This is a genomic window from Nocardia sp. NPDC057227 (assembly GCF_042669725.1).
GTDB classification, from domain to species: domain Bacteria; phylum Actinomycetota; class Actinomycetes; order Mycobacteriales; family Mycobacteriaceae; genus Nocardia; species Nocardia asteroides_A.
Window position 1 is genome coordinate 46,403 of record NZ_JBHUXA010000014.1, and the last position, 21,076, is coordinate 67,478.

A 21,076-nucleotide genomic window follows, 5' to 3' on the forward strand; every position below is an offset into this window, starting at 1 on the left:
GCTCCTGCCTCTCGGCCGGGCGATCCGGTGGGCCCAGCGTATCGGCAGGTCGGCAGCGTTCCCCGCTTCCGCGCTACCCGGCGTGCCGGTCCAGGTTCACTGCACTTTGCGCTCCAGTTCGTCCAGGCTCCACGGTGGCTCGCCGTTGTGGTCGCGGTAGGCGACGATGCTGGGGGTGGGGCGGTCGAAGCGGCCGACGAAATTGCCTGCGGCGATGAAGATCTGGCCGGTGATGTCCTTGGCTCGGTCGGTGGCCAGGTAGAGGTAGAGCTGGGCTGCGTAGTCGGGGGGTGGGGCGTCGAGGGCGCCCTGGGTGGAGAGTTCGTCGAGCATTCCGCGCTGGTGGAGCTCGTGGATCTTGGCTTCGTAGGCGGCACCGGTGGAGAGGCGGGTGCGCGCGCCGGGGCACACCACATTCGCGCGGATGCCGTGTTCGCGGAGTTCGGCGGCGATGGCGAGGGTCAGGCTGGTCACCGCGCCTTTCCCGGCCGCGTAACCGGTGCCGCCGTAGTCGCCGAGGTAGGCGAAGGAGCTGGTGTTGATGATGGTGCCGCGGCCCTGCTCGACCATCAGCGGGGCGGCGGCTCGGCAGGTGGCGAAGACGGTTTCCAGGTGGGAGTCGAGGAGGGTGCGCCACTCCTCGGGGCGCACGGTGAGGATCGATGACCCGTCCGGCTCCGCGATCCCGGCGCAGTTGACCAGCACGTCCACGGCGCCGAACTCGGCGACGCAGGTGGCGACCAGCTGTTCCGCAACAGAGGCGGCCGACCCTGGTACGCCGACAGCACCGAGCTCGGACGAAACGCGATCGACCGCGGCGGGATCGCGGCCGTTCACCACCACCCCGGCCCCCGCGGCGGCCAGCGCGGCGGCGACGGCGCGGCCGATCCCGCTGGTGCCGCCGACGACTACGGCACCGCGGCCGGACAACTCGGGCATGGATCTCCTAGGGGTTTCCGACGCCGGGCATACCGGCGAAGAGCAGGCGGAATACCGACGGCAGGTTGGGGGTGACCTGCGTGGAGGGCACGAAGGGCCGACCCTCGTTGGTGTCGGTGACGATGTAGTCGGCGTGGCTGTTCGGCGCCCGGTCCAGCACGCCGCTGCAGTTGGGACCGCCGGTGGCGTTCACCTTCGGCAGGTCCTCCGGGTACTTGTAGGCGGGGGCGCCGTACATGAAGCTGGCGAAGAACGAGGCGCCCGGCTTGTTGCCGCCGAAGAGCGACTCGGCCAGCGGCATGGCGTTGTTGATCCCGACCACCAGGCAGTACAGCACCGGCTTGTACTCGAGGAGCAGTTCGGCGGTGGGGCGGAGCAGGGCGATGGACTCGGTCAGCGCCCGCTCGTTCTCGCCGAGCACCGCGGTGCCGGTGTCGGCGAGCCCGATCAGCCCGAGCAGCATGGCGTCGAGGTCCTGCGAGCGCTCCTCGATGGTGGCGGCGGTGACGGTGGTGTTGTCCACGGTGCGCAGCAGGTCAGGGGCGGTATCGGCGTAGAGCCCGGTCACCTGGGCGGTGGTGGCGAGATCGCGCTCCAGCGCGGGCAGGCTGGGGTTCAGCTCGGCGAGGTAGGCGTCGGAGCGGGTGAGCAGGTCGCCGAGTTTGGCGCCGCGCCCGTCCAGCGCCTGGCCGATGGCGCTCAGCGTGGCATTGAGCTTGGCCGGCTCCACCGCGGCGAGCAGCCTGCTCAGCCGCTGGAAGAGGGTGTCGAACTCGACCGTCACCGCAGCCGCGCGCAGCAGCGTGCCGGGCCGCATGGCGGTCGGCGCGGGATCGGAGGGGATGACGAAGTTCACGTACTTGGCGCCGAACACCGTGGTCGAGCGGATGTCGACGGTGGCATTGCTCGGCACCAGCTCAAGCCGCTCCGGATCCACCCGCAGCTCCAGCCGCGCGGTGTCGCCGATCGACTCGACCGAGGCGACCGAGCCGATCTCCACCCCGCGCACCCGGACCTTGGCGTCCGGATCGAGCACCAGCCCGCTGCGCGGCGCCTCGACGGTGAGCGCGACGGTGTCGGTGAACCGCCCGGCGAAGAGGGCTAGCGAGAGCCCGGCCACGGCTAGTAGGAGGGCGACCATCGCCAGCGCCGCCACCTTGTAGCGGATGAGCGACCAGAACACAGCAGCCTGCGTTTTTGCCGACGCTTCATTGCGTTTCTGCACGGTTCACCTCTCGCCGGACGAGCGCTTTCTTCCTTGCTTGGCCGGGAAGGCCGTAGTACTGTCCAGACAGGTGTCCATCATATGCCTGGACAGCAACCTGGGGAAGGATTTCCGATGAGTCCGGTGAAACCGCGACGGGTCTCCGGTGGCGAGCACGAGCACGGCCATCTCGAGGAGTTCCGCACCGACCCGATCGCCCTGATGAAGCGCATCCGCGAGGAGTGCGGCGACGTCGGCTCGTTCCAGCTGGCGGACAAGAAGGTGCTGCTGCTCACCGGCGCGGAGGCCAACGAGTTCTTCTTCCGCTCCGCCGACGAGGACCTGGACCAGGCCGCGGCCTACCCGTTCATGAAGCCGATCTTCGGCGAGGGCGTGGTCTTCGACGCCAGCCCGGAGCGGCGCAAGGAGATGCTGCACAACTCCGCGCTGCGCGCCGACCAGATGAAGGGCCACGCCGCGACCATCGAGCGCGAGGTCGAGCGGATGCTGGCGAACTGGGGCGACGAGGGCGAGATCGACCTGCTCGAGTTCTTCGCCGAGCTGACCATCTACACCTCGTCGGCCTGTCTGATCGGCACCAAGTTCCGCGAGGAGCTGGATATCCGGTTCGCCAAGCTCTACCACGAGCTGGAGCGCGGCACCGACGCGCTCGCCTACGTCGACCCGTACCTGCCGATCGAGAGCTTCCGCATCCGCGACGAGTCGCGCGCCGCGCTGGTCGAGCTGGTGCAGGGGATCATGGATCAGCGGCGGGCGAACCCGGCGGCGGGCAAGGAGGACCGGGACCTGCTCGACGTGCTGATCTCGGTCCCGGACGACGACGGCACCCCGCGCTTCGACGCCAGCGTGATCACCGGCATCTTCATCTCGATGATGTTCGCCGGGCACCACACCACCTCGGGGACAGCGGCCTGGTCGGTGATCGAGCTGCTCCGGCACCCGGAGGTGCTCTCCGGCGTGGTGAAGGAGCTGGACGAGCTGTATGCCGACGGGTCGGCGGTGAGCTTCAACGCGCTGCGCCAGATCCCGAACCTGGAGGCGGTGCTCAAGGAGACGCTGCGGCTGCACCCGCCGCTGATCATCCTGATGCGGGTCGCGCGCGACGCCTTCGAGGTCTGCGGCACCGAGATCACCGAGGGCGACCTGGTGGCGGCCTCCCCTGCCATCTCGAACCGGCTGCCGGAGGACTTCCCGAACCCGGACTCCTTCGACCCCGGCCGCTACATCGACCCGAACCAGGAAGACCTGGTCAATCGCTGGACCTGGATCCCGTTCGGCGCGGGCAGGCACCGCTGCGTGGGAGCGGCGTTCGCGCTCATGCAGCTCAAGGCGATCTTCTCGGTGCTGCTGCGGGACTGGGAGTTCGAGATGACGCAGCCCTCGGAGAGCTACCGCAACGACCACAGCAAGATGGTGGTGCAGCTGGCCCAGCCGTGCCGGGTGCGCTACCGGCGTCGGCAGCGCTGAGAACAGGCGGGGCCCGCCGCGCGCGTGACGCGTGGCGGGCCCCGTCTCGTTCCGGTTCGAGTTCACTCGAAGGCGACCTGCCAGCTCTTGATGCCGTTGATCCAGCCGTTGCGCAGCCGCACCGGCTCGCTCACCTCGCGTACGTGCGGCATGACGTCCGCGATCGCATTGAACATCAGATCGATCTCCAGCCGGGCCAGATTGGCGCCGACGCAGTAGTGCGTTCCGGTGCCGCCGAAGCCGACGTGCGGGTTGGGGTCGCGGCCGATGTCGAAGGCGAAGGGCTGGTCGAAGCCGTCCTCGTCGAAATTGGCCGAGCCGTAGAAGAGCCCGATCCGCTCGCCCTCCCTGATCTGCTGCCCACCCAGCTCCAAGTCCTTGGTGGCGGTGCGCTGGAAGACGGTGACCGGGGTGGCCCAGCGGACGATCTCGTCCGGCGCGGTCTTGGGCCGCTCGGCCTTGTACCGCTCCCACTGCTCCGGGTGGTCGACGAAGGCCTTCATGCCGTGCGTGATGGCGTTGCGGGTGGTCTCGTTGCCAGCGACGGCGAGCAGGATGACGAAGAAGCCGAACTCGTCCGAGGCCAGCCCCTCGCCGTCGATATCGGCCTGGATCAGCTCGGAGACGATGTCGTGCGCGGGGCTGGCGCGGCGCTGCTCGGCCATGTTCCAGGCGTAGCCGAGGATCTCGGCGGAGGCGACGGTCGGGTCGCCGTACTCCGGGTCGTCGTAGTTGAGCATGGCGTTGGACCAGTCGAAGACCTTCCTGCGGTCCTCCTGCGGCACGCCGAGCAGCTCGGCGATGGCCTGCAGCGGCAACTCAACCGCGACCTGCTCGACGAAGTCGCCGCCGCCGCTCTTCTTGGCGGCGTGCACGATCCGGTCGGCGCGCTCGGCCAGCGCCGCGCGCAGGCTCTCCACCGCGCGCGGGGTGAAGCCCTTGGAGATGATCCGGCGGATCTTGGAGTGCTTGGGCGGGTCCATGTTCACCAGCAGCGCGCTGGTCAGCTCCATCTGGTCGATGGTGATGTCGCCGGGGAGCCGGATGATCGAGCCCTTGCGCTGCGAGGAGTACAGCTCGGGGTGGCGCGAGATCTCCTTGATGTCGGCCAGCTTGCTGACCACCCAGTAGCCGCCGTCGAAGAAGCCGCCCGAGTTCTCGTCGGTCTGCGCGTTCCACCACACCGGCGCGGTGCGCCGCAGCGTCGCGAACTCCTCGACCGGGCGGCGGCTTTCCCACAGCGCGGGATCGGTGAAGTCGAAGCCGGTGGGCAACGAGGGTGCGGACATCTCTACCTCCTGGGGATACGGAAAGCTCACCGGGCCGGGGATCGGTCGCTCCGGTGTGCGCGATGCAGGTGCGGGGCGGCTCGGCCCGCCGTGAGCGGCAGGTCGAGGTACGTGCGCACGCCGGGGTCGGCGGCGACGACGTACGGGATGCTGTTCACGCAGTGCGCGGCGGTGGCGACGATGCCTGGGTGCCGTTCCACGGCGCGGGAGGCGCCCGGTGCGGGCGTGCCGTCGCTGGATCCGGGCGTGCGCTCCCGGGCAGCGGCTGCCGTGTCCGCGTTCGTCGACGCGCGCTCGTCCTGCGCGTGGGCGTGCATGCCCGCGATCGTCGTGAACGAGCCCGGGTCGCCGGCGATCTCGATCTCGTAGCGCTCGCCCGCGGCGCCGAACTCCCACGGCGGGTCGAGCGCGGCCTCGCCCATGAACCAGTTCACCGCGGCGGTGATCACCGGCTCGCCGGCGACGGTGCCCTGCCAGCGCAGGCGTTGCGCGGCGACCCGGCCGGGCTCGATCACCCCGATCGGGGAGTCGATGGGCGCGGTCGCGACCGCGGCCTCGTGCGTGACCCGGAGCTCGGGGTCCAGGTCGAAACCGAGGGCGTCGGCGATCAGCCGGACCGACTGGCGGTAGCCGGAGCCGAGCGCGTCGGCGGTGCCGGACGAGGTCGCCTCCTCCGGCGTGCCGCCGAACTTCATCCAGTACCTGACCACGTCGGGGGCGGCGTAGGTGCGGATGTCGGAGAACTCTTCCGCGCGCACCGACGTCACCGAGCCGGAGAGCGCGGTGAGCGCGAGCGGGATCTTCTCGGTGATGCCGCCGGGGTGGATGCCGGTGCCGTGCAGGGTGACGCCGTGCTCGCGGCAGAGCGCGTCGTAGCGCTCGCGCTGCTTCGCGTCGGGGTAGAACCAGCCGAGCGGGGTGACCACGTTCTTGCCGGAGGCCAGGATCGCGCGCAGCGTCTTGCCGTCGGCCATGAGCGGGCTGTAGAGCACGCAGTCGGCGTCGGTGGCGAGCAGCGCCGCCGCATCGGTGCTGGCCGTGACCCCGATCGGGTCGCGGCCGACCAGGGTGCCGAGGTCGGTGCCGTCCTTCTCCGCGCTGTGCACCCAGGCGCCCGCGAGTTCCAGTTCGGGGTGGTCGAGGATGGTCTCGATCGCGGCCCGGCCGACGCCGCCGGTGGCCCACTGGATCACCCGGATCACGCCGGGGCCCCGCCCTCGGCGAGCGCGGCGCCGCTCGACACCGCCGCCTCCGGCACCCGGTGGTCCGGCTCCCGCTCGGCGACGTGGTCGCGCGCCCAGCCGTAGTCGGGCTTGCCGCTCGGCGCCCGCAGCACGCTGTCGGTGATCCACAGCGAGCGCGGGATCTTGTACCCGGCCAGGTGCTGCCTGGTGTGCGCGCAGAACTCGGTGAAGTCGAGCTCGGCGCCGTCGGTGAGCGCGACCACCGCGGCGACCGTGTTCCCCCAGCGCTCGTGCGGCAGCGCGACCACGGTGGCGTCGAAGACCGCGGGATGCGCCTTGACCACGCTCTCCACCTCTTCGGCGAAGACCTTCTCGCCGCCGGTGTTGATCACCATGTTGCCGCGGCCGATCAGCGTGATCGAGCCGTCCTGCTCGCGCCGCGCCCGGTCGTCGGTGATCACGATGCGCTCGCCGTCGACGGTCTTGAACAGCCGCTCCGACTTGACCGGGTCCTTGTAGTAGCCGAGCGGCACCTGCCCGGTCTTGGCCAGCCACCCCTCGGCGCCGGGCGGCACCGGGGCGCCGTCGTCGTCCACGATCACCGCGCCGCGCCCGGTGTTCACCCGCGGCCCGCGCGCCGGATCCTCATCCTTCTGCGCGAAGCCGATCCCGCCGAAGCCGGTCTCGGAGGAGCCGATGGAGTCCGAGATGACCGCGCCGGGGAAGAGCTCGAGCAGCGCGTTCTTGGTGGACTGGGAGAGCAGCGCCGCGCCGGAGGCGATGGCGATCACCGAGGAGACGTCGACCGGGTGCTGCCGGTAGGCATCGATCAGCGGCCGCGCCATGGCGTCGCCGGTGATCACGATGACATTGGGCTGCTCGCGCTCGACCTGCCGCCAGACCCGCTCCGGGTCGAAGCGGCGCTCGAAGATCACCGCGTGCCCGCACCACAGCGCCAGGAAGGTCGGCATCATGGCGGCGGCATGGATGAGCGGCGGCAGGATGTAGTAGATCGCCTGGCCGCCCGCCGCGCCGGTGCGGGACTGCTGGTACTCGTCGGTGACGTACTCGTTGGTGTAGAAGTCGATGCCGCCGCCGAGCACCCGCCACATGTCCTCCTGGCGCCACATGACGCCCTTGGGCAGGCCGGTGGTGCCGCCGGTGTACATCATGAACAGGTCGTCACCGCTGCGGTTGGCGAACGGCCGCCAGGGCGCGCCCGCCTTCATGACCGTCTCGTAGCGCAGCGCGTCGATGCCGAACTCCCAGCTCGCCACGTCGTCGTCCACGCAGATCACGTGCCGCAGCCCCGGCACCGCTTCGCGCGCCGCGCGCACCTGTTCGCCGTAACAGGCGTGGTAGAGCAGCACCTCGAGGTCGGCGTTGTCGTAGAGGTAGGTCAGCTCGGCCGGGCCGTACCGGAAGTTGACGTTGATCGGGACCGCGGAGAGCTTGAAGCAGGCGATCAGCGTCTCCATGGTCTCGATGCTGTTGTGCATCTGGAAGCCGACGTGGGTGCCGGTGCCGACCCCGAGCGTGGCCAGGTAGTGCGCCAGCTGGTTCGCCCTGGTGTCCAGGTCGCGGAAGCGGAGCCTGCGGTCGCCGAGGATCAGCGCGGTGCGCTCCGGCATCGCGTCGACGGCGTGTTCGAAGAGGTCGGCGAAGTTGTTGGCCATGTCGCTTCCGTCTCGTACTGGTTTCCGGAGCTCACACCACGGTGAGCGGGAGGGGGATCCCCCGGTCGGTGAAGGTCCAGTCGGCGCCGGTGCTGAACCGGGTCACCGCCACCTCGGGCGCCTCTCTGTGCGGCTTGTCGGTCAGCTCGACCTCGACGCTCCAGCCGTCCGCCGCGCTCTCGGCGCGGCAGCTGAACCGCGGGTTCACCCCGCGGACCAGCGCGTCCAGCGGGCCGAGGTGCTCGGGGTCGAGCATGGCGGGCCAGGCGCCGTCGGTCTGCGCGCCGGACTCCGCCGGGAACCACAGGGCCAGCCCGCCCTCCCGCGGCCGGATCTCGATCCCGGTGTAGGACACCGGGTTCAGCACCGGGTGCGCGCGCAGCACGGTGGCCAGCCCGGCGTAGTCGTGGCCGGCGCCGAGCGCGGCACGCAGCCGCTCGGAGGCGACGCCCGCGATCCCGGCCAGCGTCTTGCGGGCGATCTCGGAGGCCGCCGCCAGGTCGGTGCGCTCGTTGATCGCCACCAGGAAGCCGAGCGTCAGCAGGTGCTGCTGCAGGCAGACCTCGTCGGCGATCCGGACCAGCGCGGAGCGGGAGAAATCCGGGAACCGGACGTCGCTGAGCAGCGGGCCGGAGTAGTCGGCCGCGCCCTCGTCGGCCGGGTCGATCGGGGCCAGCTCCAGCCCGGCGGCCACGGTCTCCGCCACCAGCGCCGCGTTGCGCGGTACCGGGGGCGGCTCGTGCGCCGGGTCGATGATGACGGTCCACGCGCACATGGGTTTCCGGTCCGCGGGCTTGCGCGGCGGGCGGTGGATCGGCCGCACCTGGGCGTGCGGGTTGGTGGCGAGCGCGGTGGCGTCGAAGGTGGGGTCCTCGATGTCGTGGCACATGGAGACGACGTACTTGTCCCCCATCGGCTCGACGTCGATCAGCGCGCCGCAGTGGTCGAGCCAGAACTCGCCGTGGTCGCGGTCGGTGACCTCGAACCGGAAGTCCATGAACTGCGGCGGTGCGCCGATATCGAGCTGCAGCCCCTTGAAGATGGTGACCACGTCGTCGCCGGTGTAGCGCAGCGCGCGCTGCATGCGCCTGGTGTAGATCGGGCTGGCGAGCTGCCACTCCTCGATCGCCACCTCGGTCATCCCCTCGCGGCCGAAGGCGCCGATCACGTGCACCATGCCGGAGCGGTCGATGAGCTGGCCGCAGAGCAGCAGCTCGGGCACGATCGCCGCGAGCTGCGCGCGGGTGAATTCCTGGAATCCGCTGACGGGCTGAGTCATCGGACTACCAGATCGGAACCGGCGACGAGCCGATCTTGTACCAGCCGGGCAGCGGCTCCTTGGCGGTGGAGCGCTCGATCCGCTTCAGCATCCCCGGCGAGAGCGCGTTCGCGGTGATCATGTCGAGGAACAGCGCGGAGACATTGCCGAAGTCGAAGAAGTCGCGCTGCCAGGACCACTGGAAGTCGCCGCCGTACTTGAACCAGCTGCCGCCGATCCCGTCCACGGTGTACTTGCCGCCGTCCGGGCGGGTGGCGTCGGCCACCTGCTTCCACAGCCCGATCACATTGCCGGAGCGCTCGTCCACCACGAAGTCCTGGTAGGGGTAGGTCCACCCCTCCAGCCCCTCCATCTCCTGGCCGAGCGCCAGCTCCCGGATCTCCTCCCGGCCGACCGCCATGAACTCCTGCTTGGGGCCGTAGTTCCAGCCGTAGGTGGCGTCCGTGGTGTAGAGCTCGGCGAGCGGGCGCCAGTCGCCCTTCTCCTCGGCGCGCTCGTTCTCCGCGATCCAGCGGGCGATCATCTCGTCCAGCTCGGCGCGATCGAATCCGGTCATAGCTCTTCGCCTTTCACAAAAAGGGCCTGGGTCGGGCAGTAGCGGACGGCATTGCGCACGTCCTCGAAGTGTTCGGGGGCGGGTTCAGCGTCGAGGATCTCGACCTGACCGCGCTTGGGCACGGTGAACACGTCGGGCGCCTCGGCCGCGCAGACGGCGTGGCCCTGGCACAGGTCGAAGTCGACCTCGACGCGCATCACGCGCCGCCCTCGTCGCGGGGCTTCAGCGGGGCTTCCGGCTGCACCTCGACCAGCACCATGTGCGCGCCGCGCGGCACCGAGACCACGGTCGCGACGGCGTCGGCCAGGTGCTCCGGCTTGAGCATGTAGGGGTGCCTGGCGAAGCCCCAGGCCATCCAGCTCTCCAGCAGCGGGCCGACCGACTCGGGCGAGGCGTTCATGCCCATGCCGGTGACGGTCGGGCCCGGACGCACCAGCGAGGCGCGGATGCCGGTGCCCTCCAGCTCCATCCGCAGCTGGTGGCCGAAGGCCTCCAGCCCGGTCTTGGCGGCGTTGTAGGCGCCGTTGTGCGGGCGCGGGATGTCGGCGCAGTCCGAGGAGATCAACACCAGGTCGCCGCGCTGCCGCTGCAGCATGCCGGGCAGCACCGTGTGCACCAGCCGGTGCGCGCCGACCAGATGCACCTGCACCTGGGCCAGGAACCGGTCCGGCGCCATGTCCTGGATCCGGCCGAACTCGATATCGCCCGCGCCGGAGACCAGGATCTCGGCCGGGCCGTGCTCGCGCTCCGCGGTGGCGACGAACTCCTCCACCGAGTCCTGCTCGGTGACGTCGAGCCGAATCGCGGTGGCGGTGCCGCCGTCGGCCCTGATCTTCTCGGCCAGCTCCTGGCACTGCGCCACCCGGCGGGCGCCGAGCGCCACCGGGTGGCCGAGCCCGGCCAGCCGCACCGCGGTGGCCGCGCCGATACCGGACGAGGCACCTGCGACCAGCACCGGCCTGCGCTCGGGATGGGGTTCGAAACGGGGCATCAGCGCACCTCCACCGAGATCGGGAGCTTGGCGAAACCGCGGACGTTGGTCGAGTGCACGCGCTCGATCCCGTCCTCGTGAACGTGGTACTCGCGCACCCGCTCGGCGAATTCGGCGAGCGCGACGTTGGCCTCCAGCCGCGCCAGGTGCGCGCCGAGGCAGAAGTGCACGCCCGCGCCGAAGCTGGCGAGCGCGGTGGAGTCGGTGCGGTCGATCCGGTAGCTGTCGGCGTCGTCGAACGCCTCGGAGTCCCGGTTCGCCGAGCCGATCAGCAGCAGCACCTTGGAGCCCTGCGGAATCGTGCCGCCGTGGTACTCCAGGTCGGCGGTGGCGGTGCGGGCCACGATCTGGCTGGAGGTGTCGTAGCGCAGCGTCTCCTCGACCCAGTCGCTGACGTGCTCCCGGTCGCCCGCGACCTTCGCGTACTCGGCCGGGTTGTGGCCGCCCCAGTAGAGCGCGTTGCCGAGCAGCTTGGTGGTGGTCTCGTTGCCCGCGACCACCATGAGGAACATGAAGCCGATGATTTCGTCGTCGGTCAGCACGTCGCCGTCGATCTCGGCGTCGAGCAGCGCCGAGGTCAGGTCGTCGGTGGGGTTCTTCCTGCGGTCGGACACCATGTCGGCGTAGTAGCCGACCAGGCCGAGCGAGGCGTCGATGGCCTCCGGCGGGACGTCGAGGACGCCGTCCGCGCGGTGCACGACCAGGTCGGCCTGTCTGCGGATCTCCGCGCGGTCGCTCACCGGGACGCCCATCAGCTCGCTGATCACGTCCATCGGCAGCTTGCCCGCGACCTCGTCGATCCAGTCGAAGCGGCCGCTCGCCAGCGCGGGCTCCAGGTACTCGAGGGTGAGCTCCCGGATCCGGTCCTCCATCTCGGCCACCCGCTTGGGGGTGAAGCCCTTGTAGACCAGCCTGCGCATACGCATGTGCCGCGGGTCGTCCATGGCGAGGAAGGACATCGTGCGGTGCGCGTGCGGGCCCCAGGCGGCGGGGTCGAGCGAGACACCGTTGGCGCTGGAGAGCTTGGTGCTGTCCCGGAACCCGGCGGTGACGTCGGCGTACCGGCTCAGCGCCCAGAACCCGATCTCCGGGTTGTGGTAGAGCGGCGCCTCGGCGCGCAGCCGCCGGTAGGTCGGGTACGGATCCTCGTGGAAGCCGTAGTCGTACGGATCGAACGCCAGGGGATCAAGGGCGGTGGAACCGGTCATCGCGAGCACCCCGATTTCGATAACGAGTTCTCTGCGCCGCGCGGCGGTACCGCGTGCCGGGCAGACAGACAGCTGGACATGTGTCTGGACGGTACCACCGACACCTGTGGAGGACAATGGAATCTGCGCGGACATCCCTGCACCCCTCCGAGGATGCGACACTCGGGGCGGCGCCGCGGCGGAATCGCCGCGACCAGGTGAATGAGAACGTGTTCTTGCGCCATCACGGCTGATCGGAATATATTCCGAACACTTGTCCAGACACTTGGGAGAGATCGCGATGAGCCTGCTGCCAACGGACAGCTCACGGTTGTTGATCGACGGAAAGCTCGTCAGCGGCGGCGGTGGCGAGTTCGACACCGTCAACCCGGCGACCGAGGAGGTGCTCGGCGCCGCCGCCGACGCGAACGGCGCCGACATGGACGCGGCGATCCAGGCCGCCCGCACCGCCTTCGACTCGACCGCCTGGTCCCGCGACCACGCCTTCCGGGCCCGCTGCGTGGCCCAGCTGCGCGACGCGCTCAAGAACGACGTGGAGCGGCTGCGCGCCGTCACCGTCGCGGAGGCGGGCGCGCCGGTCATGCTGACCAGCGGCCCGCAGCTGGAGGCGCCGATCGACGACCTGACCTTCGCGGCCGAGCTGGCCGCGAACTACACCTGGGAGACCGACCACGGCGAGGCCGCCCCGATGGGGATGCGCAGCCACCGCACGGTGCGCCGCGAGGCGATCGGGGTGGTCGGCGCGATCACGCCGTGGAACTTCCCGCACCAGATCAACTTCGCCAAGCTCGGCCCCGCGCTCGCCGCGGGCAACACCGTCGTGCTCAAGCCGGCGCCGGACACCCCGTGGTGCGCCGCCGAGGTCGGCCGGATCATCGCCGAGCAGACCGATATCCCGCCGGGCGTCGTCAATATCGTGACCTCGTCCGACCACGGCCTCGGTGCCAAGCTGACCACAGACCCTCGGGTCGACATGGTGACCTTCACCGGCTCCACCGCCACCGGGAAGTCGGTCATGACCGCCGCCGCGGGCACGCTCAAGAAGACCTTCCTGGAGCTCGGCGGCAAGTCCGCCAGCATCGTCCTGGACGACGCCGACCTGGGCGGCGCGGTCGGCATGACCGCTTTCGCGGTAGCCATCCACGCCGGTCAGGGCTGCGCGCTCTACACCAGGCTGGTGGTGCCGCGGGCCAAGTACGCCGAGGCGGTGGAGATCGCCGCGGGCACGCTCGGCGGGATCAGGGCGGGCGACCCGACCGACCCGCGCACCGTCTGCGGCCCGCTCATCTCCGAGCGGCAGCGCGCCCGGGTGGAGCGCTACCTGGAGATCGCGAAGGCCGAGGGCGGCCGGATCGTGGTCGGCGGCAAGCGCCCGGAGTACCAGGAACGCGGCTGGTTCCTGGAGCCGACGCTGATCGCCGACGTGGACAACAGCCACACCGTCGCCCGCGAGGAGATCTTCGGCCCGGTGCTCGTCGTCATCCCGCACGACGGCGACGACGACGCGATCGCCATCGCCAACGACTCCCCCTACGGCCTCTCCGGGCAGATCTGGGGCTCCGACCCCGGGCGCATCCGCACGGTCACCGACGCCGTGCGCAGCGGCACGCTCTCGGTGAACGGCGGCGTCTGGTACTCGGGCGACGTGCCGTTCGGCGGCTACAAGCAGTCCGGCATCGGCCGCGAGATGGGCGTGCTCGGGTTCGAGGAGTACCTGGAAGCCAAGCTCGTCGCGACCGGGCTCTGAGCCCCTTTTTCCGAAAACGAATGGAGCAGAACGTGTCCCGTTTCGCAGGACGATCCGCCATCGTCACCGGTGCCGCACAGGGCATCGGCGCCGCCTACGCGCAGGCGCTGGCCGCCGAGGGCGCCAAGGTGGTCGTCGCCGACCGCAATGCCGAGGCCGGGAAGGCCGTCGCGGAGAAGATCGTCGCCGACGGCGGCACCGCCGTCTTCGGCGAGGTCGACGTGGCCGACCCGGATTCCGCCGCCGCACTGGCCGCCTTCACGCTGGAGCAGTTCGGCGCCATCAACCACCTGGTGAACAATGCCGCCATCTACGGCGACATGAAGCTGGACCTGCTGCTCACCGTGCCGTGGGACTACTACAAGAAGTTCATGAGCGTGAACATGGACGGCGCACTGAACGTCACCCGCGCGGTCTGGGAGCACATGGCCAAGGGCGGCGGCGGCTCGATCGTCAACCAGTCCTCCACCGCGGCCTGGCTCTACTCCGGCTTCTACGGCCTGGCCAAGGTCGGGGTGAACGGCCTGACCCAGCAGCTCGCCACCGAGCTGGGCGGCTCGAACATCAGGATCAACGCCATCGCGCCCGGCCCGATCGACACCGAGGCCACCAAGAACGTCACCCCGGGCAACATGGTCAGGGACATGGTGAACCGGCTCCCGCTCAAGCGCATGGGCACCCCCGAAGATCTCGTCGGCGCCTGCCTGTTCCTGCTCTCCGACGACGCGAACTGGGTGACCGGCCAGATCGTCAACGTCGACGGCGGACAGATCTTCCGGTCATGAGCGAGCGGGTCGCCTTCATCGGGCTCGGCAACATGGGCGCGCCCATGGCGAAGCGGCTGCTCGCCTGGCCCGGCGGGCTCACGGTGTGCGACGTGCGCGCCGAGGCGCTCGAGCCGTTCACGGCGAAGGGCGCGGTCGCGGCGGCCACGCCTGCCGAGGCCGCGGACGGGGCGCGGGTCGTCTCGATCACCGTGCTGGACGACGCCCAGGTGCGCGCGGTGGTCGCGGGCGAGAACGGGGTGCTGCGCACCGCCGCGCCCGGCACCGTGATCGCGGTGCACTCCACCATCGCCGACCGGACCGCCGAGGAGCTGGCCGAGCAGTGCGCCGCGCAGGGGGTCGACCTGGTCGACGCCCCGGTGAGCGGCGGCGCGGGCGGGGCAAAGGACGGGCGGCTCGCGGTCATGGTCGGCGGCAGCGACGCCGCCTTCGCTGCGGTCAAGGAGCCGTTCGGGCTCTTCTCCGACCTCGTGGTGCACGCGGGGCCGGTGGGCGCGGGGACCAGGATGAAGCTGGCCCGCAACCTGCTGCACTTCGTCGCCTTCACCGCCGCCACCGAGGGGCAGCGGCTGGCCGAGGCGGCGGGGCTGGACATCACCGCGCTCGGCAAGGTGGTGCGGCACTCGGACGCCGTGACCGGCGGTGCGGGGTCGATCATGCTGCGCGACACCACCGCGCCGATCCCGGAGGGCGACTTCTGGTTGCCGATCCTCACGCACGTGCGCGGGCTCGGTGAGAAGGATCTGAGCCTGGCACTCGACCTGGGTGAGCGGCTGGACGTCGCGTTGCCGCTGGCCAGGCAGGCGCTGCGCGATTTCGGTATCGGGCTCGGCGTCGGGCGCGGCCCGCTCGCCGAGAAGGCGGAGGAGGAGTCGCTGTGAGCGAGTCGACGAACGGCACCGGGCGCAGGGAGAAGGGCCTCGCCAAGATGAGCGAGGTCTACGGCTGGGAGTTCAAGGACGGACCGGGCGATCACTTCGCCGCGACCGCCGACCACCTCTTCGCCGACATCTGGTCCCGCGAGGCACTGAGCATCCGGGATCGCAGACTGCTGCTGATCGGGCTGCTCACCGCGCAGAACCTCTTCGACGTTGCCGAGATCCAGATCGGCGCGGCGCTCGGCAACGGCGAGTTCACCCCGGAGCAGCTGCGCGACGCGGCGCTCTTCCTGTGTCACTACGCGGGCTGGCCGCTCGGCACCAAGCTGGATTCCGTGGTCGGCAAGGTCATCGCCCAGCAGGAGAAGAAGAAGTGAGCGAGCAGGAAACCCCGCTGCGCCCGGTCGCGGCCGAGTCGATCACCGAGTGGCACGAGACCGCGGACGTGGTGATCGCCGGGTACGGCATCGCCGGCGTCTGCGCCGCCATCGAGGCGGCGCGGGCGGGCGCGAACGTGCTCATCCTGGAGCGCACCAGCGGCTGGGGCGGCGCCGCCTCGCTCGCGGGCGGCTGGGTGTACCTGGGCGGCGGGACCCCGCTGCAGCAGGCGCTCGGCTTCGAGGACTCGCCGGAGAACATGGAGAAGTTCCTGCTCGCCGCGGTCGGGCCGGGGGCGGACACGGCGAAGATCGGCGACTACAGCCGGGGCAGCGTCGAGCACTACAACTGGCTGGTCGGCAATGGCGTCCCGTTCAAGGAGGCGTTCTGGGGCGAGCCGGGCTGGGAGCCGCCGCACGACGAGGGGCTCGGCTACTCCGGCGGCGAGAACGCGGCGCCGTTCAACGCCATCGCCACCCCGGCCCCGCGCGGGCACGTGCCGCAGATGTCGAACAAGCGCACCGGCTCCAAGGGCGGCGGCTACATGCTGATGAAGCCGCTCGCCGAGACCGCCGAGTCGCTCGGGGTCCGGGTCGAGTACGACATCCGGCTGGCCCGGCTGATCACCGACGGCGAGCGGGTGGTCGGGGTGCTGGCCAAGCGGTACGGCAAGGAGGTCGCGGTTCGCGCGGAGCGCGGGGTCGTGCTGGCCACCGGCAGCTTCGCCTACGCCGAGCAGATGATCTCCGACTACGCGCCGCAGCTGATCGGCCGCCCCGGCGCCGCCATCGAGGAGCACGACGGCATCGGCATCAAGCTGGCCGCCGCGCTCGGCGCCGCCACCTCGCACCTGAACGCCACCGAGGTCGCCTTCTTCGGCGACCCGCAGCTCATGGCGCGCGGCATCATGGTGAACGGCCGCGGCCAGCGCTACGTCCCGGAGGACACCTACCCGGGCCGGATCGGGCAGCTGACGCTGTTCCACCAGGAGAACCAGGCCTACCTGGTGATCGACGAGCAAGCGCACGAGGAGGCGCTGGCCACCGAGACCTCGACGCCGTTCTTCCGGGTGCCGCCCACCTGGGCCGCGGAGACGGTGGCCGAGCTGGAGACCGATATGGGGCTCCCGGAGCAGGCGCTACAGAGCACGGTGGCGGTCTACAACAAGTACGCCGCCGACGGCACCGACCCGCTCTTCGGCAAGAAGGAGCAGTGGCTGCGGCCGCTCACCGGCGCGGTGGCCGCCTTCGACATGCGCAACTTCACCGCGGGCTTCACCCTCGGCGGGCTGCGCACCGATCTGGATGCCAGGGTGCTGCATGTCTCCGGGGAGCCGATCCCCGGCCTCTACGCCGCCGGACGCTGCACTTCAGGCATCTGTACCGGCGGTTATGTCAGCGGCGCGTCACTCGGAGACGGTAGTTTCTACGGCCGGAGGGCCGGACTCGCCGCGGCGAAGAACTGACCCGCAATCGGCGGGATTCCCGGCGGCGCACTACCGTGCAAGATCAAGCCGCCTGATCACCTGAGCGAAAGACGAGGCAGGCAATGCGTTTCGGCATCGTGCTGTTCACCAGTGACCGCGGTATCACCCCCGCGGCGGCGGCCAAGGCCGCCGAGGAGACCGGCTTCCACTCCTTCTACGTGCCCGAGCACACCCACATCCCGGTGAAGCGCGAGGCCGCCCATCCGCAGACCGGCGACGCGTCGCTGCCGGACGATCGCTACATGCGCACCCTCGACCCGTGGGTCGCGCTCGGCACCGCCGCCGCGGTGACCTCGCGGATCGAGCTGGCCACCGCGGTCGCGCTGCCGGTCGAGCACGACCCGATCACCCTGGCCAAGACCATCGCCACGCTGGACCACCTCTCCGGTGGCCGGGTGGTGCTCGGCGCCGGCTTCGGCTGGAACACCGACGAGCTGAGCGACCACGGCGTCCCGCCGGGCAAGCGGCGCACGGTGCTGCGCGAGTACCTGGAGGCCATGCGCGCGCTGTGGACCGAGGAGGAGGCGTCCTACCAGGGCGACTACGTCAGCTTCGGCCCCAGCTGGGCCTACCCCAAGCCGGCCCGCACGGTGCCGGTGCTGATCGGCGCGGCGGGCACCGAGAAGACCTTCGGCTGGATCGCCAAGTCCGCGGACGGCTGGATCACCACCCCCGGCGAGACCGACGTGACCGACCGGCTGGCGCTGCTGCACCGGATCTGGGACGAGGCGGGCCGGGAAGGCAAACCGCGGGTCGTCGCGCTGGACTTCAAGCCGGACGCCGACCGGCTCACCGACTGGGCCGCCGCAGGCGTCACCGATGTGCTCTACGGCCTGCCGGACAAACCGGAGCCCGAGGTCAGGGCCTACCTGGAACGGCTGGCCGGCAAGCTCGCCGCACTGCCCGCAGCCGTCGAAGCGGGGCGCTGATGCGGGTCGCCCTGCTCTCCTACCGCAGCAAGACGCACTGCGGCGGGCAGGGCGTCTACGTCCGGCTGCTCAGCTCCGGGCTGGTCGAGCTGGGCCACGAGGTCGAGGTCTTCTCCGGGCAGCCGTACCCGGAGGAGCTCGACCCGCGGGTCCGGCTGACCGAGGTGCCGAGCCTCGATCTGTACTGCGACGAGAACCCGTTCCGCACCCCGCACCCGCGCGAGATCAGGGACCGGCTCGACGTGCTCGAGGTCGCCACCATGTGGACCGCGGGCTTCCCCGAGCCGCGCACCTTCAGCCTGCGCGCGGCCCGGCTGCTGCGCGACCGGCTCGCCGACTTCGACGTGGTGCACGACAACCAGTGCCTCGGCACCGGGCTGCTCGACATCGCGAAGCAGCTGCCGGTGGTCGCCACCGTGCACCACCCGATCACCAGGGACCGCGCGGTCGACCTGGCCGCCGCGAAGTGGTGGCGCAAGCCGCTGGTGCACCGCTGGTACGGCTTCCTCGGCATGCAGCAGCGGGTGGCGCGCCGGATTCCGGAGCTGGTCACGGTCTCCTCCTCCTCGGCGACCGATATCGCCACCGACTTCGGCGTCGACCCGGCGCAGCTGCACGTGGTGCCGCTCGGCGTCGACACCGAGCTCTTCGCCCCGCGCCCCGCGCCGCGGGTGCCCGGCCGGATCGTCGCGGTGGCGAGCGCGGACAAGCCGCTCAAGGGCGTCGCGCACCTGCTGCGCGCCTGCGCCAGGATGCGCTCGCTGCGCTCGATCGAGCTGCACCTGGTGGCCAAGCTGGAGCCGAACGGCCCGACCGAGAAGATGATCGCCGAGCTCGGGCTCAGCGACATCGTGACGGTGCGCTCCGGCGTCACCGACCTGGAGCTGGCCGAGCTGCTCGCCTCCGCCGAGGTCGCCTGCATCCCGTCGCTGTACGAGGGGTTCTCGCTGCCCGCCGTCGAGGCCATGGCCAGCGGGACCCCGCTGGTGGTGAGCCGGGCGGGCGCGCTGCCCGAGGTGGTCGGCGAGCCCGGCGTCTGCGCCGAGCTGACCACCCCCGGCGACCACGCCGCGCTGGCGACCGTGATCGGCGGGCTGCTCGACGACCCCGCCCGCCGGGCCCGCATGCAGCTGGCTTGCCGGGAGCGCGCGGTCTCGGTGTTCAGCTGGGAATCGGTGGCCGCACAGACCGTTGAGGTGTACCGGCGCGCGATCGAGCGGCACGCCGGTTCGGAGCAGGAGGAGGGCGCGCGTGCTGACCGTTGATTTCGACCGGATCGGTGTCGGACCGGGGGTGCGGGTCATCGACGTCGGCTGCGGCGCGGGCAGGCACTCGTTCGAGGCCTACCGCCGCGGCGCCGAGGTGATCGCCTTCGACCAGGACGCCCCCGAACTCGACAATGTCGAGACCATGTTCGGCGCCATGGCCGCCGAAGGCGAGGCGCCCCCCGGCGCCTCGGCCAAGACCGTCCAGGGCGACGCGCTGGCGCTCCCCTACGGCGACGACACCTTCGACGTGGTGATCGCCTCGGAGATCCTGGAGCACGTCCCCGCCGACGAGGCCGCCATCGCCGAGCTGGTGCGGGTACTGCGCCCCGGCGGGCAGCTGGTGGTCACCGTGCCGCGCTGGCTGCCGGAGCGGATCTGCTGGGCGCTGTCGGACGAGTACCACGCCAACGAGGGCGGGCACGTCCGGATCTACAAGGCGACCGAGCTGCGCGAGAAGGTCGCGAAGCTCGGCATGCGGTTCGTCCGCGACACCCACGTGCACGCGCTGCACTCGCCGTACTGGTGGATCAAGTGCGCGGTCGGGGTACGGAACGACAAGCACCCGCTGGCTCGCGCGTACCACAAGCTGCTGGTCTGGGACATGATGAAGGCGCCCCGGGTCACCCGCACCGCCGAGCGGCTGCTCGACCCGCTGATCGGCAAGAGCGTGGCACTGTACTTCGTCAAGCCGGCGGTGCAGCGTGCCGCCCTCTGAACTTCCCTCCGTCGCGGGGGTGTTCAGCAGGCGGCAGTGCCTGAAGACCGCGGAGTCGATCGCGACCGCGCAGGAGTCGACGGGTGCCATCCCGTGGTTCACCGGCGGGCACACCGACCCGTGGGACCACGTGGAGTCGGCCATGGCGCTCTCCGTGGCCGGGCTCTACGACGAGGCGGTGGCCGCCTACCGCTGGTCGGCGTCGACGCAGAACGCCGACGGCTCCTGGCCGCGGCAGTTCCGCTCCGGCGTCGTGGAATCCGCGGATATCGACGTCAACTTCTGCGCCTACCTGGCGGTCGGCGTCTGGCACCACCTGCTGCGCAGCGGGGATCTCGCCTTCGCCCGCGAGCTGTGGCCGAGCGTGCGCGCCGGGCTCGATTTCGTGGTCGCGCTTCAGCTGCCGCGCGGGGTGATCCCGTGGACCCTCGGCACGGACGAAGCGCTGGTCACCGGTAATTCGAGCATGTACCAGAGCCTCGGCTGCGGGCTCGCGCTCGCCGAGCGGCTCGGCGACCCGCAGCCGCATTGGGCGCTGGCCAGGCACCGGCTCGGGGTCGCGCTGCGCGACGATCCTGCTGCCTGCACGCCCAAGGATCGCTACTCCATGGATTGGTACTACCCGATCCTCGGCGGTGCCCTGCGCGGGCCGGGGGCGCACGCTCGCATCGACGCCTCGTGGTCGCGGTTCGTGGTCGGCAACATCGGCATCCGCTGCGTCGACGACCGGCCCTGGGTCACCGGCGCCGAGACCTGTGAACTCGTTCTCGCGCTGGACGCCATGGGCGAGCACTCGCGCGCCGGGACGCTGTTCGCCGCCATGCAGCACCTGCGGGAGCAGGACGGGTCCTACTGGACCGGGCTGGTCTTCGCCGACGGCAAGCGGTGGCCCGAGGAGCGCACCACCTGGACCGGAGCCGCGGTTGTCCTGGCGGCCGACGCCCTCTCCCGCGCCACCCCCGCCAACGGCGTCTTCCGCGACCTGCTCCCCGACGCGGTCCCCGTCACCCTCGCGTAGCGCACTCGCCGGAGAACTTTCCGCGAACGGTCGGGCGGACTGCACCGGGTGGATCGAG

The 21,076-nt window shown here is 70.8% G+C and carries 20 protein-coding genes; 10 read left to right on the forward strand and 10 right to left on the reverse strand.

Going from position 1 to position 21,076, the window contains the following annotated elements; translation table 11 throughout:
* Nucleotides 1-96 precede the first annotated feature (96 nt).
* Together ACFUJ1_RS20310 and ACFUJ1_RS20315 are read right to left on the reverse strand one after the other, a co-directional pair.
* A complete protein-coding gene (locus tag ACFUJ1_RS20310; protein WP_378647705.1) occupies nt 97-939 on the reverse strand; it encodes an SDR family NAD(P)-dependent oxidoreductase in 843 nt (280 codons plus the stop codon).
* Between the two features lie 7 nt (nt 940-946).
* Entirely contained in the window at nt 947-2,080 is a 1,134-nt protein-coding gene (locus ACFUJ1_RS20315) for an MCE family protein (protein WP_378647836.1), read from the reverse strand.
* Nucleotides 2,081-2,278: 198 nt separating this feature from the next.
* Between ACFUJ1_RS20315 and ACFUJ1_RS20320 the strand changes: the two genes are divergently transcribed.
* Nucleotides 2,279-3,631 (forward strand): cytochrome P450, encoded by a 1,353-nt coding sequence (locus tag ACFUJ1_RS20320; protein ID WP_378647706.1) that lies wholly within the window; start codon nt 2,279-2,281, stop codon nt 3,629-3,631.
* A 62-nt stretch (nt 3,632-3,693) separates the two neighbouring features.
* On the opposite strand, the gene ACFUJ1_RS20325 is transcribed toward ACFUJ1_RS20320, so the two are convergent.
* From ACFUJ1_RS20325 to ACFUJ1_RS20360, 8 genes are read right to left on the reverse strand one after another with little or no spacing between them, the layout of a single operon-like run.
* The gene (locus tag ACFUJ1_RS20325) at nt 3,694-4,920 is read right to left on the reverse strand and encodes a cytochrome P450 (RefSeq protein ID WP_378647707.1); all 1,227 of its coding nucleotides are present in this window, start codon (nt 4,918-4,920) and stop codon (nt 3,694-3,696) included.
* 26 nt (nt 4,921-4,946) lie between these two features.
* Entirely contained in the window at nt 4,947-6,122 is a 1,176-nt protein-coding gene (locus ACFUJ1_RS20330) for a dihydrodipicolinate reductase (protein ID WP_378647708.1), read from the reverse strand.
* On the reverse strand, nt 6,119-7,780 hold the full coding sequence (locus tag ACFUJ1_RS20335) for an acyl-CoA synthetase (protein WP_378647709.1): 1,662 nt from the start codon (nt 7,778-7,780) through the stop codon (nt 6,119-6,121). Before ACFUJ1_RS20335 ends, ACFUJ1_RS20330 begins: the two co-directional genes overlap by 4 nt.
* Before the next feature lie 31 nt (nt 7,781-7,811).
* The gene (locus ACFUJ1_RS20340; protein WP_378647710.1) at nt 7,812-9,059 is read right to left on the reverse strand and encodes a hypothetical protein; all 1,248 of its coding nucleotides are present in this window, start codon (nt 9,057-9,059) and stop codon (nt 7,812-7,814) included.
* 4 nt (nt 9,060-9,063) lie between these two features.
* Nucleotides 9,064-9,615 (reverse strand): nuclear transport factor 2 family protein, encoded by a 552-nt coding sequence (locus tag ACFUJ1_RS20345; RefSeq protein WP_378647711.1) that lies wholly within the window; start codon nt 9,613-9,615, stop codon nt 9,064-9,066.
* Entirely contained in the window at nt 9,612-9,812 is a 201-nt protein-coding gene (locus ACFUJ1_RS20350; RefSeq protein ID WP_378647838.1) for a ferredoxin, read from the reverse strand. The genes ACFUJ1_RS20345 and ACFUJ1_RS20350 overlap by 4 nt, the downstream gene beginning before the upstream one ends.
* A complete protein-coding gene (locus tag ACFUJ1_RS20355; RefSeq protein ID WP_378647712.1) occupies nt 9,812-10,606 on the reverse strand; it encodes an SDR family oxidoreductase in 795 nt (264 codons plus the stop codon). Before ACFUJ1_RS20355 ends, ACFUJ1_RS20350 begins: the two co-directional genes overlap by 1 nt.
* On the reverse strand, nt 10,606-11,814 hold the full coding sequence (locus tag ACFUJ1_RS20360; protein ID WP_378647714.1) for a cytochrome P450: 1,209 nt from the start codon (nt 11,812-11,814) through the stop codon (nt 10,606-10,608). The genes ACFUJ1_RS20355 and ACFUJ1_RS20360 overlap by 1 nt, the downstream gene beginning before the upstream one ends.
* A gap of 280 nt (nt 11,815-12,094) precedes the next feature.
* Between ACFUJ1_RS20360 and ACFUJ1_RS20365 the strand changes: the two genes are divergently transcribed.
* The 9 genes from ACFUJ1_RS20365 (at nt 12,095) to ACFUJ1_RS20405 (ending at nt 21,018) form a co-directional block, all read left to right on the forward strand.
* On the forward strand, nt 12,095-13,561 hold the full coding sequence (locus ACFUJ1_RS20365; RefSeq protein WP_378647716.1) for an aldehyde dehydrogenase: 1,467 nt from the start codon (nt 12,095-12,097) through the stop codon (nt 13,559-13,561).
* A 32-nt stretch (nt 13,562-13,593) separates the two neighbouring features.
* Nucleotides 13,594-14,346, forward strand: coding sequence for an SDR family oxidoreductase (locus ACFUJ1_RS20370; protein WP_378647718.1), 753 nt, complete (start codon nt 13,594-13,596; stop codon nt 14,344-14,346).
* Nucleotides 14,343-15,227 (forward strand): NAD(P)-dependent oxidoreductase, encoded by an 885-nt coding sequence (locus ACFUJ1_RS20375; RefSeq protein WP_378647720.1) that lies wholly within the window; start codon nt 14,343-14,345, stop codon nt 15,225-15,227. The genes ACFUJ1_RS20370 and ACFUJ1_RS20375 overlap by 4 nt, the downstream gene beginning before the upstream one ends.
* 47 nt (nt 15,228-15,274) lie before the next feature.
* Nucleotides 15,275-15,601 (forward strand): carboxymuconolactone decarboxylase family protein, encoded by a 327-nt coding sequence (locus tag ACFUJ1_RS20380; RefSeq protein WP_233021024.1) that lies wholly within the window; start codon nt 15,275-15,277, stop codon nt 15,599-15,601.
* Nucleotides 15,598-17,067: an FAD-dependent oxidoreductase gene (locus ACFUJ1_RS20385; protein WP_378647722.1), complete on the forward strand. Its 1,470-nt coding sequence runs from the start codon at nt 15,598-15,600 to the stop codon at nt 17,065-17,067. Before ACFUJ1_RS20380 ends, ACFUJ1_RS20385 begins: the two co-directional genes overlap by 4 nt.
* Nucleotides 17,068-17,150: 83 nt before the next feature.
* Complete coding sequence (locus ACFUJ1_RS20390; protein WP_378647724.1) at nt 17,151-18,017, forward strand: LLM class F420-dependent oxidoreductase; 867 nt, start codon at nt 17,151-17,153, stop codon at nt 18,015-18,017.
* Nucleotides 18,017-19,282 carry a glycosyltransferase family 4 protein gene (locus ACFUJ1_RS20395; RefSeq protein WP_378647726.1) on the forward strand — a complete coding sequence of 422 codons (1,266 nt, stop codon included), beginning with the start codon at nt 18,017-18,019 and terminating at the stop codon, nt 19,280-19,282. Before ACFUJ1_RS20390 ends, ACFUJ1_RS20395 begins: the two co-directional genes overlap by 1 nt.
* Complete coding sequence (locus ACFUJ1_RS20400) at nt 19,269-20,000, forward strand: class I SAM-dependent methyltransferase (protein ID WP_378647728.1); 732 nt, start codon at nt 19,269-19,271, stop codon at nt 19,998-20,000. Before ACFUJ1_RS20395 ends, ACFUJ1_RS20400 begins: the two co-directional genes overlap by 14 nt.
* On the forward strand, nt 19,987-21,018 hold the full coding sequence (locus ACFUJ1_RS20405) for a prenyltransferase (protein WP_378647730.1): 1,032 nt from the start codon (nt 19,987-19,989) through the stop codon (nt 21,016-21,018). The genes ACFUJ1_RS20400 and ACFUJ1_RS20405 overlap by 14 nt, the downstream gene beginning before the upstream one ends.
* The last annotated feature ends 58 nt before the right edge of the window (nt 21,019-21,076 follow it).

Coding starts and splice junctions, on each gene's coding strand:
- ACFUJ1_RS20310 (WP_378647705.1), bottom strand. CDS start 939: ATGCCCGAGTTGTCCGGCCGCGGTGCCGTAGTCGTCGGCGGCACCAGC.
- ACFUJ1_RS20315 (WP_378647836.1), bottom strand. CDS start 2,080: ATGGTCGCCCTCCTACTAGCCGTGGCCGGGCTCTCGCTAGCCCTCTTC.
- ACFUJ1_RS20320 (WP_378647706.1), top strand. CDS start 2,279: ATGAGTCCGGTGAAACCGCGACGGGTCTCCGGTGGCGAGCACGAGCAC.
- ACFUJ1_RS20325 (WP_378647707.1), bottom strand. CDS start 4,920: ATGTCCGCACCCTCGTTGCCCACCGGCTTCGACTTCACCGATCCCGCG.
- ACFUJ1_RS20335 (WP_378647709.1), bottom strand. CDS start 7,780: ATGGCCAACAACTTCGCCGACCTCTTCGAACACGCCGTCGACGCGATG.
- ACFUJ1_RS20340 (WP_378647710.1), bottom strand. CDS start 9,059: ATGACTCAGCCCGTCAGCGGATTCCAGGAATTCACCCGCGCGCAGCTC.
- ACFUJ1_RS20345 (WP_378647711.1), bottom strand. CDS start 9,615: ATGACCGGATTCGATCGCGCCGAGCTGGACGAGATGATCGCCCGCTGG.
- ACFUJ1_RS20350 (WP_378647838.1), bottom strand. CDS start 9,812: ATGCGCGTCGAGGTCGACTTCGACCTGTGCCAGGGCCACGCCGTCTGC.
- ACFUJ1_RS20355 (WP_378647712.1), bottom strand. CDS start 10,606: ATGCCCCGTTTCGAACCCCATCCCGAGCGCAGGCCGGTGCTGGTCGCA.
- ACFUJ1_RS20360 (WP_378647714.1), bottom strand. CDS start 11,814: ATGACCGGTTCCACCGCCCTTGATCCCCTGGCGTTCGATCCGTACGAC.
- ACFUJ1_RS20365 (WP_378647716.1), top strand. CDS start 12,095: ATGAGCCTGCTGCCAACGGACAGCTCACGGTTGTTGATCGACGGAAAG.
- ACFUJ1_RS20375 (WP_378647720.1), top strand. CDS start 14,343: ATGAGCGAGCGGGTCGCCTTCATCGGGCTCGGCAACATGGGCGCGCCC.
- ACFUJ1_RS20380 (WP_233021024.1), top strand. CDS start 15,275: ATGAGCGAGGTCTACGGCTGGGAGTTCAAGGACGGACCGGGCGATCAC.
- ACFUJ1_RS20390 (WP_378647724.1), top strand. CDS start 17,151: ATGCGTTTCGGCATCGTGCTGTTCACCAGTGACCGCGGTATCACCCCC.
- ACFUJ1_RS20395 (WP_378647726.1), top strand. CDS start 18,017: ATGCGGGTCGCCCTGCTCTCCTACCGCAGCAAGACGCACTGCGGCGGG.